Below are 12980 nucleotides of genomic sequence, written 5' to 3' on the forward strand. Positions count from 1 at the left end.
CATCATCTCGCGCTTGCCAACACGCGCCGCGCGGCCGGCGCAAGACCCGCCGCGCCGCCGGCGCGGAATGTTTCACGTGAAACATCTGTTCGCAATGACGATCAGCGCCCATCGACGGCCGTTCGGCGTGCAGCTTCTGGGAAGCGGCGCTCGGACGTGCGCTGACGTCCCGTCGCGCATCTTCGCAACGCGATCGAGGAAGTCCTCTTCCTCTCTCCCTCCACCTTGTTTGCGCGGTGGGATTCCACATGGCGGGATGCGATGTTTCACGTGAAACATCTGTTCTTATGCCTTGAGACGCGCAGGGAGCCCGACCGGGGCGATCCTTTCGCGTGGTATCCGCGTGGTATCCGCGTGGTATCCGCGTGGGATCCGCCGGTGCGGGACGTGGAAACCGCGTTGGATCGGCGTCGGAGGCGCGTGGGATCGGCGTTGGACGCGCGTGGGAAGCGCGTGCGAAAACCCGGCGCGTTTCGCTGGATCTGCGCCATCGGCGCGTAAGACCGGGTCGCTATCATGGAAGGGAGGAGACGGCGGCGGCGCGGGAGGCGGCATGGGGTTCGTGGAACAGGCGGAATCGTGGCGGGCGAAGGCGCACCTGAGCGGCGTGCGCCTCCCGGTGCTCGTGGGCGTGACGGCGCTCGCGGCGATCGTGCTGATCGCGGCGGGCACCGCGCTGGTCAAGGCGGGGACGGCGGACGGGTTCTCGCTGTCGCGCGACGAGGGCGTGCTGGCGGTCGACGGCGACGCCGGCGCGGGGGAGGGCGCATCCGAGCCCGCGTCGACGATCGTCGTGCACGTGGGCGGCGCCGTGGCCGAGCCGGGCGTGCGCGAGCTGGAGGAGGGCGCGCGCGTGCAGGACGCGGTGGACGCGGCCGGCGGGTTCGCCGAGGGGGCGGCGCGCGACGAGCTCAACCTGGCGCGCGTGCTCGTGGACGGCGAGCAGATCGTCGTGCCGTCGCTGGAGGAGGCGGACGCCGCCGCAGGCGCGGCGCCGGACGGGGGAGGCGGCGCGACCGGCGCGTCCTCGGCCGGCGGCAAGGTGAACCTCAACAGGGCGACGGCCGCCGAGCTCGACGCGCTGCCGGGTGTGGGCCCGTCGACGGCCGAGAAGATCGTGGCCGACCGCGAGGCGAACGGGCCCTTCCGCACGGTGGAGGACCTCAAGCGCGTCTCGGGCATCGGGGACAAGAAGTTCGCCGACCTGGCCGATCTCGTATGCGTGGGGTGAGCCGGCGCGCCGCGGGGGAAGGGGCGGCCGCGTTTCCCCCGCGCCCGGCCCTTCCCCCCGTCCTGGGTTGCGCGCTCGCGCTGTGGGCGTCGTGCGCGGCGGTGCTGGCCGCGTCCGAATCCTGGGACGCGCCCGCGTGCGTCGCCGCAGGGGCGGCGGGCGCGCTCGCGAGCGTCGCATGCGCGCTCGCGCTGTGGCGGTTGCCGGCGCCGCTTGCCTGGGCGACGCTGCTGGGCGCGGCGCTCGGCGTCGCCTGCGCGGGCGGATGCGCGGCGGTGCAGCACGAGGCGCAGCTGCAGGGGGACGGCGTTTCGGGCCGATGGCGGTTCGAGGCCGCGGCGGACGGCTCGGCGGGCCTCTACGGCGCGACGTGCTTCGCGAACGTCGATGTGCCCGGCATCGGCGCGACGCTCGTGCGGCTGCGCTTCGACGCGGACGCGGAGGCGCCGCGCTACGGCGACGTGTTCGAAGCCGACGTCGCGTTCTCCGCGCCCGCGGGCGCGTCGGCGTCGTACTGCTGGCGGCAAGGAGCGGTGCTCGAGGGAACCGTGCGCCAGGCGCAGCCCTGCGAGCGGGCCGATGCGCTCGGCGCGCTCGCAGGGCTGCGGAACCGGGCGATCGACCTGCTCGCCGAGGAGGGGCGCGGCGACGGCGGCGCCGTGCTGGCGGCGCTCGTGTGCGGGTGGCGCGGCGCGCTCGACGAAGGGGACGCGTACGCCGCGTACCAGGCGAGCGGGCTCGCGCACCTCGTGGCGGTGTCGGGCGCGCACCTGTCCATCGTCGCCGGGTGCGCGGCGGCGCTGTTGCGCGTGCTGCGCGTCCCCCGACGCGCGGGGATCGCGGTGCAGGCGGCGCTCCTGCTGTGCTTCCTCGTGCTGGCGGCGGCCCCTCCCTCGGCCGTGCGCGCGGCCGTCATGGCCTTCGCCGGCATGTTCGCGTTCACGGCGCGCCGCCGGCCGGCGGCGCTTAGCGCGCTCGCCGTGTGCATGATCGGCTGCATCGCCCTGGGCCCGCGCACGGCGCTGTCGGTGTCGTTCGCGCTGTCGGCGCTCTCGACGCTCGGCATCGTGCTGTTCGCCGGGCTCTGCCAGGCGTGGATCGCGCGCTGCCTCCCGCGCGCGCCGCGCCTCGCGCGGGAGGCGCTCGCGCTCACGGCCGCCTCAAGCCTCGCGGCCACGCCGCTCGCCGCGTCGCTGTTCTCGCAGCTGCCCCTCGTGGCGCCGCTCGCCAACGTGGCGGCCGCCCCGCTGTTCCCTCTCGTGTGCGCGGGCGGCCTCGTGGCGGTGCTGGGCGGCGTCGCCGTTCCCGCGGCGGCCCCGGTGCTGATCGGGCTCGCGTCGGTCGCCGCCGCCGCGCTCACCGCCGTCGTGCGGGCGCTCGCGAGCGTTCCCTGCGCCAGCGTTCCCGCGGCCGTGCCGCTGGCCGCCGCGCTCGCGACGTCGGCGGCGTGCGCGGCGGGGCTGTGGCTCGCCTGGCCGCGTCCGAGCCGCCGCCTCGCGCTGGCCGTCGTCGCGGCGACGGCCAGCGCCCTGGCGGCCGCCGTCGCCGTGGCGCCGCGCCTCGCGGGCGACGAGATCGTCATGCTCGACGTGGGCCAGGGCGACGCGTTCGTCGTGCGCAGCCGCGGGGCGGCCGTGCTCATCGACACGGGCAACCAGGAGCGCCTGCTGCGCGAGGCGCTGGCCCGCCATGGCGTGTACCGCCTCGACGCGGTGGTGATCACCCACGGCGACGACGACCACATGGGCGCGCTCGCCTCGCTCGCGGGCATCGTGGACGTGCGGCGCGTGCTCGTGGCGCAGGATGCGCTCGCCTGCGGCTGCGCGGCGTGCGAAGGGCTGGTCGCCGACGCCCGCGCGCTCGCGGGCGAGGGGGGCGTGGCCGGCCTGCGGCAGGGCGACGTGCTCGAGGTGGGCGCGTTCGACCTTCGGGTGGTATGGCCCGAACGGTTCGTCGACGAGGGCGGTAACGCCGACAGCGTGTGCCTCGTCGCCGACGCCGACCTCGACGACGACGGCGTGCCCGACTGGCGCGCGCTGTTCACCGGGGACGCCGAGCACGAGCAGCTGCGCGCGCTCATCGACGCGGGGCTCGTGGGGGCCGTCGACGTCTACAAGGTGGGGCACCATGGGTCGAAGAACGCCCTCGACGACGAGGAGGCGGCCGTCCTCGCGCCGCGCATCGCGCTGGTCAGCGCAGGCGCGAACAACCGCTACGGCCACCCGACCGACGAAACCCTCGCGCGCCTCGACGCGGCGGGCGCGCACATCTACCGCACCGACGAGCAGGGGGATGTTTCATGCAAATTGGCCGACGACCGGATCGACGTCCGGACGCTGCGCTAGAATGGACGGCATGGCTACCCAGAAAAAACAAGAAGCGCCGCTGCTGCCCGTCTACCTCATCGTGGGCGAGGATGCGCTCAAGCGCGATACCGTCATGAAGCGCCTCCGCGCGCGCCTGTCCGCGATGGGCGACCTGTCGTTCAACGCCGACGAGTTCAACGGCGAGACCGCGCTCGGCGGCGACATCGTCACGGCCTGCAACACCGTGCCGTTCGCGAGCCCCGTGCGCCTCGTGGAGGTGCGGGCGGCCGACAAGCTGAAGAAGGCCGACGCCGAGGAGCTCGTGGGCTACCTGGGGTCCCCGAACGAGACCACCGTGCTGGCGCTCGTCGCCGAGAAGCTGGCGAAGAACACGCGCCTGTACAAGGCGGTGGCCGCCTGCGGCAAGACGGCCGTCATCGACTGCGCGCCGCTCAAGCGCTACGAGCTGCCCAAGACGGTGCGTTCGATGGCCGTGGGCCACGGCGTCACGCTCACCGAAGGCGCGGCCGCCAAGCTCGTGGACCTCGTGGGCGAGGACACGGTGCACCTCGACAGCGAGATCAAGAAGATCGCGCTCGCGCATCGCGGCACCGACGCGGTGAACGAGCACGAGATCGTCGAGATGGTCAGCCGCACCGCCGAGGTGAAGCCCTGGGAGTTCGTCGACGCCTTCGCGGCGCGCGACGTGCGCAAGTGCCTGCTGTACCTGGGCCGCATGGACTCGGTGTCGCCCCACGCGCTGCTCGCCATGTGCACCACGCGCCTGCGCGAGCTCGTCTGCGCGCGCTCGATGGCCGATCGCGGCAACCCCCGCGGCGTGGCGGCCGCCCTCAAGGCGCCCGACTGGCGCGTGAAGAACCACGTGAACTGGGCCCGCGGCTTCACCGCCGCCGAGCTGCGCCGCGCCATCGTCGCGTCCCGCGACACGGAGCGCGCCATGAAGAGCGGCACCGACCCCCGAAGCGCCTTCCTCGACTGGGTGCTGCGCGTCACCGCGCGGGGGTAGGGCGCCGGGCGCTAGTCCCCCGACGTGCGCGCCACCAGGTCGATGAGGTCCTGCCTGCTGTGTATCCCCATCTTGCGATAGGTGCTGCGCAGGTGGCTCTGCGTCGTGTTGAGCGAGACGAAGTGCAGCTCCGCGATGCGCTTGGTGCTGTATCCCTTGAAGAAGAGGTACGCCGTCTCCCGCTCGCGCTTCGTCAGCCCGAACTCCTCCGCGATACCGTCGAACAGCGCCTCGTCGTTCGCGTCCGCGGCGCTCGCGCCCTCCTCGGCCCCCTCGCGCCCCCGGCCGTCGTCGCCCAGCCCCTTGAGCGCCAGCGAGCTCATGACCAGGAACGCCGACACGGCGATGGCGATGCCCGCGCCCAGGGACAGGACCGCGAACCACTCGAAGGCCGACGAGCCGCTCGCTGCCGCCGCCAGGGGCAGAAGCCCGCATCCCAGCATGTACGAGACGCCTTCGGGAACCAGCAGCAGCACGACGATCGAGCGCGGCGCCCGCTTGCCGTCCAAGCATGCCACCAGCGCGAACACGAAGAGCTCCAGGCACGTCTTCGCCGCGGCGATGGTCCCCAGGCCGAACTGGAAGGCGGAGGACGAGTTGGAGAAGAAGAACAGCAGCCCGAGGCCGGAAACCACGCCGCCCACGAGCACGACCCAGCCGAGGAGCGCGAACCTGCTCATGCCCGAGGCGAACAGGCACACCGACATGATGGCGACGAGCTCGCTCACCGTGATGAAGTGCTTGAGGTACAAGGCGGAGTCCGCGCCGGTCGAGTAGAGCACGTCGCCCAGCCCCTTGACGCACACGATGATCAGCAGCAGCGCGATCAGCACCGGCAGCAGGTGCCGCGGCAGCTCGTCGAAGGCGCTTCCCGCCGGCTCGGCGCGGGGCGCCCCTCCGACGGAGAGCGCGAGGCAGGCGGCGGAGCAGAGCGGGGCGATGGCGACGAGCAGCTCGAAGCTGGGCTCGCCGATGGAGAACCCGAGGGACACGACGAAGCTGACGAGCGAGGACGCGCACAGGACGAACACGAGGCGCTTCGGGTCGGGGCCGGCCAGCGAGGCGCACGCGCGCGCCCACGCGGAGGCGAGCACGACGAACGACAGGGCGACCGCCAGAAGGGCGATCCCTCCCAGCAGCATATACGCACCGGAAGGGGAGAACCCGGCCCCTTTCAGCAGGATCAGGGCCGAGGAGAGCAGCGAGGACGAAGCGCAGACGATGAGCGCCGCCCGCGGCCGCGATCACGCGTCGAGCAGCCGCCCGCTTGCGAGCGCGACGAGCGAGAGCGCCAGCATGACGGCGTAGAACGCGGTGACGGGGGATGCGGCTTCGAGGTGGCCCGCTGCGAAGGCCCCTGCGTCGAGGGGCAGCATGCTCTTCAGGTTCGTGTACCTGAAGAGCTGCCAGAAGCAGGCCATGCCGACGACGACGGCCGCCATCGGGCCGTGCGGGCTCGCCGGCCGGCGCCCGCCGCCCTCGGCGGGTGTTTCGCGAATGTCGTGCATCGGTGGTACGCCCCCTCCTTCGATGCGTACCACTATAGCGCAGATCGCGCTCGGGCGACGTCGACGACGGTTTCGAAACCCCCGCCCGCAAGGGAATTCATCAGTTAGTGATGAGGGGTTCGCGGCGATCCGTCAATCGCAGGGGAGGCCCGCGCGCCGCCGATCCCCCATGATGCGGCGCGTAGGGAAACCGTTTCGGCAAGGAGGAGCAATCATGGAGGAATCGATCGCGCACGAGGGCACGGGAAGCCCGTTGAGCAGGAGGAGCTTTTTGCAGGGGGTCGTCGGCGTCACGGGCTTGGGCCTGCTGGGCGCGAGCGGCATGGCCGCGCTGTCGGGGTGCGCGCCGGAGCAGGCGTCGGCGCGCGGCTCCGCGTCGTTCGATCCCGGAACGTATACGGCATCGGCCGCGGGCAAGCACGGCGACGTCACCGTGGAGGTGACGTTCGCCGCCGACCGCATCGAGGCCGTCGAGGTGACCGGGCATTCCGAAACCGAGGACATCAGCTACGTGCCGCTCACCGTGCTGCCGCGCGCCATCGTGGAATCGCAGAGCGTCGAGGTGGACACCGTGTCCGGCGCGACGCTGTCATCGCAAGCGGTGCTCAACGCCGTGTCGGATGCGGTCAAGCAGGCGGGCGCGTCGCCCAAGGACCTGCCGCCGTTCGACGCCTCGGCGCTTTCGCAGAGCATGACGCCGGGGACGTACGAGGGCGAGGCGTACGGGAAGTGGAAGAAGGGGAGCATCGAGGGCGAGCGCTTCGGGTGCCCGGCGGACATCGAGCCGGTGCGCGTCCAGGTGTCCGTCGACGCGTCGAGCATCCTGTCGGTGGAGGTGCTGTCGTGCTCGGACACGCCCGGGTTCTTCGAGCCGGCCGTGGAGCGCACCCCGAAGGACATCGTCGAGCAGCAGTCGCTGTTCGTGGACACGGTCACCGGCGCCACGCTGACGGCGTCGGCCATCACGGCGGCGTGCGCCAAGGCGCTCGAGCAGGCGGGGGCCAACACGGCGTGCTTCGCGAAGGCGACGCCGCACGTCGACGGCGCGGAGGCCTACGAAGCCGATCTGTGCATCGTCGGCGCCGGCACGGCGGGCACGACGGCCGCCCTCAAAGCCGTCGAAGAGGGCCTCTCCGTCGTGGTGCTCGAGAAGACGGCCCGCATCTCGGGCGAGGGGTCGTGCGCGACGGGCGCGCTGGCCGTGGGAAGCAGGCTCGACGAGTCGGTCGGCAACCACGTGACCGTCGACGAGGTGTTCTCGAACATGATGGACTACTACTATTGGCGCACCGACGCGAGCCTCACCTACAACGTGCTGTCCCATTCCGGCGAGATGATCGACTGGCTGCAAGACCATTGGGAGCAGACGGGGCAGAAGGGGTTCTCCGCGCCGAAGGCCACCGAGGGCACGAGCATCGCGCACGACTACGGCAAGGGCCGCGAGAAGTTCCAGGTGCTGTGGGACACCTTCATCATCCCGGGCGGTGCGACGTTGCTGATGAGCACGCGCGCCGACGCGCTCGTCGTGGAGGACGGCGCGGTGGCCGGCGTGACGGCCACCCGGCAGGACGGGACCGCGGTGAGCGTGAAGGCGAAGACGGTGCTCGTGTGCACGGGCGGGTTCGGCGGCAACGCCGCCATGCAGCGGGACATCCTGGGATCGTCCGACTTCTACCTCAACGGCGTCGCGTCGAACACGGGCGACGGCATCTCGATGTGCCGCAAGGAAGGGGCGACGCTCTCGTCCGACGTGTCGCCCCACCTCGCCGAGTTCTGCAGCAACGACGTCCTCGATTTCTACGCGGGGTACATGAAGTTCCTGAACCAGACCGGCTTCCTCATGCTCGATCCCTCGGGCAACCGGTACATGGACGAGTCGTTCTGCATCACGCACGCCCTCGCGCGCGGCGCGTCGGGCATGCGCCGCGTGGGGTCGAGCTACATCGTGTTCACGCAGGCCGATTTCGACAAGCTGCTGACCAGCGGCGTGCACGAGATCCTCGGCGAGGACATCATCGCCGAGTACAAGATGCGCGAGCGCATCCTCGTGCCGTCGTACCACACCTTGCAGGCCGAGATGGACGCGGCGCTGGCCCACGGCCAGGCATGGAAGGCCGACACGCTGGAAGAGCTGGGCGAGCTGGCCGGGTTCGACGCCGACACGTACGCGCGCTCTCTGGCCGACTACCAAGCCGTGGTGGCCTCGGGTGAGGACGCCCTGTTCGGGAAGCGGGCGGAGCTCCTGCATCCGCTCGAGGAGGGCCCCTTCTACGCGGTGCGCGTCGTGTCGCCCATCGACGGCACGTACAACGGCATCAAGGTGAACGAGCGCATGCAGGCGCTCGACGAGGCGAACGCCCCGTCGCCGCGGGGCCTGTTCGTCGCCGGCCAGGACAGCGGCGGGTACTTCTCCTACCCCTACACCGACTACGTGGGGGCAACCTGCGGCTACGCCCTGACCACCGGCATGATGGCGGTCGGCTCCATCAAGGAGTACCTCGGGAAGTAGGCGCCCTCCCTCGCCACGCACCCCGCCCGCAGGCGGGGTGCGTGGTATAAGTAGCGATGAGCGACCCGCTCGACACCGCGCCGTTTTCCGAGGAGGATCATGATGGGGGCATCTACTTTAGACGAGAAGCAGTTGGACCGGTTCAGGCTGTACCTTGTTGGCGAGGAGCGCTCGGCGAGCACGATCGAGAAGTACGTAAGGGACGTTCGGGCCCTGTTCGCCTACTATCCCGGAGAGACGGCGTTCTCGAAGGGCATGATCGTCGACTACAAGAGGATGCTGTCGGGAAAATACAAATCCACGAGCATGAACAGCATGCTGGTGGCGCTGAACCGGTTCTTCCGATTCTGCCGCAGGGAGGATCTGCGGGTCAAACTCGTCAAAGTGCAACGGCTCACGTTTCGAGACCGCCGCAGGGAGCTCACGCAAGGCGAGTACGAAAGGCTTGTGCGCGCCGCTCGGGCCAAGAAGAAAGATCGTCTCGACCTGCTGCTTCAGACGATCTGCAGCACGGGCATCCGGGTGAGCGAGCATCGCTTCATCACGGTGGAGGCCCTCCGCGCGGGTGCGGCGCGCGTGGCGAACAAGGGCAGGGAGAGGACGGTTTTCCTGCCTGAGAAGCTCTGCAAGGCGTTGCTGAGGTATTGCCGTCGGAAGGGCATCGCTTCGGGCCCGGTTTTCGTGACCAGGAACGGGAACCCGATGAACCGCTGCAACGTCTGGGCGGAGATGAAAGCGCTGTGCGCCTTTGCCGGCGTCGACGCGGGAAAGTGCTTTCCCCACAACCTGCGGCATCTCTTCGCGCTCACCTATTATCGGCTCGAAAGGGACATGGTTCGGCTGGCCGACATCCTGGGCCATGCGAGCATCGAGACCACGCGCATCTACACATCGACCACCGACGCGGAGTGCCGCCGCTCCCTGATGCGCTTGAACCTGCTGTTGTAAGGGGAGGTCATCACGTAATGAGCATTATGTGATGCTATCTCTCCCGGCGGGAGTCGGCGCGTGCGCGAGCCTTTCGCATCCCCATCGGGATCGCGCTGCGCGACCCGCGCACTTCGATCGTGTCGCGATACGGGCCGTTTGCGCAATCTACCTTGCAAAAGCCCATGCTCGGGTGCATAATGAACCCCGGGTAGCATTAAAAACAGCGTTTATCACATAATGCTCATTATGTGGCAAACGCCCATATTGCACACCTGCCGGAAGGCAGCGTCGCAAAGCTATAGGGGCCCGCCCCCTTCGGAGCAAGGGGAAAGCCAGCCAGTTGCACGAATCGAAGCCAGCTTTGCACCCGGGGCTGGTTTTGTCGTGTCGGGTCGTTTCGTTCGATCGGGTCCTCTCCGGGCGGTTGGGATCTGCGAGGAGCTTGCAGGAGGAGGGTCCGCATGAGTCGAGGAAGAGGCAGGGTTGCCGCGTCGGGCGTGGTGGGGGCCGTGCTCTGCATCGTGTTCGTCCCCGTGATCCTGATCAACGCGATCCTGATCGCGGGCAGCTTCGCCGATCCCGACGAGCTGCCCGGCGTGTTCGGCATCAAGCCCGTCGCGGTGCTGTCCGGCTCGATGGAGCCCGCGATCCAGACGGGGGATCTGATCTTCGTGGAAAGCTGCGACCCGGCCGCGTTGCGCGAGGGCGACGTGGTGTGCTACCTCTCCTCGGGCAAGGCCGTCACCCACCGCATCGCGAGCGTGACGGAGGGGGAGGACGGGCAGCCGCGCTACGTCACGCAAGGCGACGCCAACAACGCCGAGGATCGCCTGGCGGTGTCGGCGGACCAGGTGCAGGGCGTGTGGAACGGCGCGCGCGTGGCAGGCCTGGGCAACGCCATCCTGTTCATGCAGACCGCGCCGGGCATGGTCCTGTTCATCGTCTGCCCGCTGGCGCTGTTCTTCGCGTGGGATATCTGGCGGCAACGTCGGCTGGACAAGGCCGAGAAAGCCCGCACCGCGCAGCTGGAAGCGGAGCTGGCGGCCCTCAGACGGGTGCAGGGCGAACCCTGATCGGCATCTTCGGCCGTCCTTCCGCGGATGCGCGCAAGGGGCCGTGCAGGGCCGAACGTTCCTCGGGGCGTTCGGGATAGAAGCGCCGCAGGTGCACGGGAGCCGTGCCTGGGGCGGAACCTCCAACGCGGTTCCCGCGACAGAGAAGGCGAGGATATGCAATGAATGCGACGAAGAGGAAATCGAACGTGGCGCGCGTCGGCGTGCTGGCCCTGGCGCTGGCCCTCGTGAGCGCCTGCCTGCTGGGCGGCACGCTGGCGAAGTACTCCACCGAGGTGACCGGCACCGGCAGCGCGACGGTCGCGAAATGGAGCTTCACAGCGAACGGGGCAACGGATAAGTTCGACGTCAGCCTGGTCGATGAGACTCAGACGGGCGTTGCCAAAGGCAGAATCGCTCCGGGCGCGAAGGGCAGCTTCGCCATCGAGCTCGACGCAAACGGAAGCGAAGTGGCGGTCGATTACACCATCGCGTTCTCGAAGCTGACCGACATGCCCGACGGCTTGAAGTTCTACTCGGATAGCGATAGGAAGAACGCGATCGACGACCTGGGAACCTATAAGGGTTTGAACGGCACGATCGCCTTGGCCGATGTGGGCACGTCGGTCACCGAGACCGTCTACTGGGCATGGGCCGAGGGCGCCGACGCCGAGGACACGGCCGCCGGCAAAGACCCCAAGGCGGGAACCTTCGCCGTCACCGTCACCGGCACGCAGAAGACCGACGCGGCTGCCGCCTGATAGAACCGTCCGTCCCGCCGTCTTTCGCACGGGGCGGGGCTCGCCGACCGCCGGCAGAACCAGCTTCCCGGAAGGAGGGGGCCATATGGAACGCACGAACGACGCCCCCTTGCGGAACGACGGGGCTTCCGGAAGGGGCCGCCGCGTCCTCACGGGCCTGCTGCTGGCGCTGGCGCTGGCCACCACCGGCATGGCGGGCTTCTTGGTGGGCCGCAGCGCAACCGGCCCTCTGGGCCAGGCCGCCGACACCGTCCTGCTCGACCCGCAGCAGGCGGCCGCCCGGACGACGGTGCACCTTGCCGGCCAGGTGGTGGACGATGGCGGCTCCCCGGCAGCCGGGTTGGACCTCGAGCTGCACAGCGACCCGATCGCGGCGACGACCGACGATCGGGGCGCGTTCCTGCTCCCCGGTGTGCCTTTCGGCGACCATCGCCTGACGGTCTTCGCCGCCGACGGATCCGTGGCGGCGGAGCAGGCCGTTGCGATCTCCCGGAGCGAGGGCGAGCAGGGGGTGTCGATAGCGGGGAAGCGCGACGGAGGCTGCGCCATCGTCGTCGCCCTGGACGTCAGGATGTTGGAGGTCACGGTTCGGCTGGGGGAGGACGTGCTCAACGTCCTGTCGACCGGCTGTTCCTACGCCACCGCCGACGGGCGGGTCGTCACGCCCGCGGGCTCGGCCTTCGTCGGCGACGGGGCGATCGTCACGCCGAAGGGACACGTCTGCCTGCCCGACGGCGTCATCGTCATCCCCCGAAGCGACGGGCGCGCCGCGGCGGCGATCTTGTCGGACGACACGGTGGTCTACCTCGACGGGGGGATGGAGGGGAGCGGCTACGTCGTCGAGGCGGACGGGACGGTGGTCTTCCCGGACGGCGTCACGATACGGCCGGGAGGGCGGATTCTCACGCCTGACGGCGCGGAGCACGGCTGCGGCGAGGGCGGCGTCGTCCTTTCGGGCGGCAATGCCGTGACGCCTATCGGAGGCGGCTCCTCGGAGAGCGCCTCCCCCTCGCCGATCCCGCTGCCGTCCGGCGGCGCGCCTTCGAGCGATGCCCCTTCGTCGAACGGCGGCGGCAGCGCTTCTCCAGGAAGCGACGGTCCCCCGGCCGGCGGCGACGCGTCGTCCGACGAGCGGCACGACCCTCCGGCCGGCGGCGATGACGACGACCCTCTCCCCGACGGCTCCCTCTCCGTGCGGGGGCGGGACCGCGACGGCGCGCTCGCCCCTTGGACGCAGGGAGGCGCGATCGACCTGTTCTACAACCGCAGCGCGGGCGCACGGGAGAAGATCGCGCCCGGGTCTTCCGGGTACTATCGCTTCCAGCTGCAGAACACGCTTTCGTCCGCGTTGAGCGTGAGGGTCGTGCTGAGCGAGGAGGACGTCTGCCTGCCCCTCGCGCTCACGCTGACCCCCGTGGACGCCGACGGCCGACAGACGGGGCGGGCCGTCTCGGGAACGTTGTCGAACGGCAGCCTGGTTCTGGAAACCGCCGTCGCCGGGAAGGCCGTTGCGGGCTACCGGTTGGACTGGACGTGGCCGGTCGAGGGCAACGACACGCTGGACACGGCGGCGGGAAGCGGCGAGAGCCTCGCCTACCTGCTGTCCATGACGATCCGCGCGGAGCAGGCATGAGCAGCCGCGCAGAACAGGGAAAG

Annotated in this window: 10 protein-coding genes and 1 riboswitch; of the genes, 8 read left to right on the forward strand and 2 right to left on the reverse strand. The window is 70.2% G+C overall.

All coding sequences use genetic code 11. The features are described 5' to 3' along the window. The first annotated feature begins 553 nt into the window (after nt 1-553). The 3 genes from GS424_RS08190 to holA are packed head-to-tail and all read left to right on the forward strand — an operon-like array spanning nt 554 to nt 4564. A complete protein-coding gene (locus tag GS424_RS08190; RefSeq protein WP_160941610.1) occupies nt 554-1231 on the forward strand; it encodes a ComEA family DNA-binding protein in 678 nt (225 codons plus the stop codon). Beyond that, the gene (locus GS424_RS08195) at nt 1219-3576 is read left to right on the forward strand and encodes a DNA internalization-related competence protein ComEC/Rec2 (RefSeq protein WP_160941609.1); all 2358 of its coding nucleotides are present in this window, start codon (nt 1219-1221) and stop codon (nt 3574-3576) included. The genes GS424_RS08190 and GS424_RS08195 overlap by 13 nt, the downstream gene beginning before the upstream one ends. Nucleotides 3577-3586: 10 nt before the next feature. After that, a complete protein-coding gene (gene holA, locus GS424_RS08200; RefSeq protein WP_160941608.1) occupies nt 3587-4564 on the forward strand; it encodes a DNA polymerase III subunit delta in 978 nt (325 codons plus the stop codon). 11 nt (nt 4565-4575) lie between these two features. Here the strand turns inward: holA and GS424_RS08205 are convergent, their stop codons facing one another. Both GS424_RS08205 and GS424_RS08210 read right to left on the reverse strand, forming a co-directional pair. Continuing rightward, nucleotides 4576-5706, reverse strand: coding sequence for a helix-turn-helix transcriptional regulator (locus tag GS424_RS08205; RefSeq protein WP_160941607.1), 1131 nt, complete (start codon nt 5704-5706; stop codon nt 4576-4578). A gap of 102 nt (nt 5707-5808) precedes the next feature. Next, on the reverse strand, nt 5809-6072 hold the full coding sequence (locus GS424_RS08210) for a hypothetical protein (RefSeq protein ID WP_160941606.1): 264 nt from the start codon (nt 6070-6072) through the stop codon (nt 5809-5811). 214 nt (nt 6073-6286) lie between these two features. Here GS424_RS08210 and GS424_RS08215 point away from each other — a divergent pair, with 214 nt between their 5' ends. From GS424_RS08215 to GS424_RS08235, 5 genes are all read left to right on the forward strand, one after another. Further along, nucleotides 6287-8581, forward strand: coding sequence for an FAD-binding protein (locus GS424_RS08215; protein WP_160941605.1), 2295 nt, complete (start codon nt 6287-6289; stop codon nt 8579-8581). A gap of 99 nt (nt 8582-8680) precedes the next feature. After that, nucleotides 8681-9529 (forward strand): tyrosine-type recombinase/integrase, encoded by an 849-nt coding sequence (locus tag GS424_RS08220; RefSeq protein WP_218958894.1) that lies wholly within the window; start codon nt 8681-8683, stop codon nt 9527-9529. 237 nt (nt 9530-9766) lie between these two features. Then, a riboswitch (cyclic di-GMP riboswitch) is annotated at nt 9767-9859 on the forward strand. A 113-nt stretch (nt 9860-9972) separates the two neighbouring features. Beyond that, nucleotides 9973-10584 carry a signal peptidase I gene (locus GS424_RS08225; RefSeq protein ID WP_160941604.1) on the forward strand — a complete coding sequence of 204 codons (612 nt, stop codon included), beginning with the start codon at nt 9973-9975 and terminating at the stop codon, nt 10582-10584. Nucleotides 10585-10745: 161 nt separating this feature from the next. Next, the gene (locus tag GS424_RS08230; RefSeq protein WP_160941603.1) at nt 10746-11324 is read left to right on the forward strand and encodes a hypothetical protein; all 579 of its coding nucleotides are present in this window, start codon (nt 10746-10748) and stop codon (nt 11322-11324) included. Nucleotides 11325-11409: 85 nt separating this feature from the next. Next, nucleotides 11410-12957 (forward strand): carboxypeptidase-like regulatory domain-containing protein, encoded by a 1548-nt coding sequence (locus GS424_RS08235; protein WP_160941602.1) that lies wholly within the window; start codon nt 11410-11412, stop codon nt 12955-12957. Nucleotides 12958-12980 lie beyond the last annotated feature (23 nt).

Origin of the sequence: Eggerthella guodeyinii, assembly GCF_009834925.2 — a bacterium.
GTDB lineage: Bacteria > Actinomycetota > Coriobacteriia > Coriobacteriales > Eggerthellaceae > Eggerthella > Eggerthella guodeyinii.

Bases quoted from the DNA above. Each gene is read 5' to 3' on its own strand.
- GS424_RS08220 (WP_218958894.1), top strand. From the start codon at position 8,681: ATGATGGGGGCATCTACTTTAGACGAGAAGCAGTTGGACCGGTTCAGG.
- GS424_RS08215 (WP_160941605.1), top strand. From the start codon at position 6,287: ATGGAGGAATCGATCGCGCACGAGGGCACGGGAAGCCCGTTGAGCAGG.
- holA (WP_160941608.1), top strand. From the start codon at position 3,587: ATGGCTACCCAGAAAAAACAAGAAGCGCCGCTGCTGCCCGTCTACCTC.
- GS424_RS08210 (WP_160941606.1), bottom strand. From the start codon at position 6,072: ATGCACGACATTCGCGAAACACCCGCCGAGGGCGGCGGGCGCCGGCCG.
- GS424_RS08235 (WP_160941602.1), top strand. From the start codon at position 11,410: ATGGAACGCACGAACGACGCCCCCTTGCGGAACGACGGGGCTTCCGGA.
- GS424_RS08195 (WP_160941609.1), top strand. From the start codon at position 1,219: ATGCGTGGGGTGAGCCGGCGCGCCGCGGGGGAAGGGGCGGCCGCGTTT.
- GS424_RS08230 (WP_160941603.1), top strand. From the start codon at position 10,746: ATGAATGCGACGAAGAGGAAATCGAACGTGGCGCGCGTCGGCGTGCTG.
- GS424_RS08225 (WP_160941604.1), top strand. From the start codon at position 9,973: ATGAGTCGAGGAAGAGGCAGGGTTGCCGCGTCGGGCGTGGTGGGGGCC.
- GS424_RS08205 (WP_160941607.1), bottom strand. From the start codon at position 5,706: ATGCTGCTGGGAGGGATCGCCCTTCTGGCGGTCGCCCTGTCGTTCGTC.
- GS424_RS08190 (WP_160941610.1), top strand. From the start codon at position 554: ATGGGGTTCGTGGAACAGGCGGAATCGTGGCGGGCGAAGGCGCACCTG.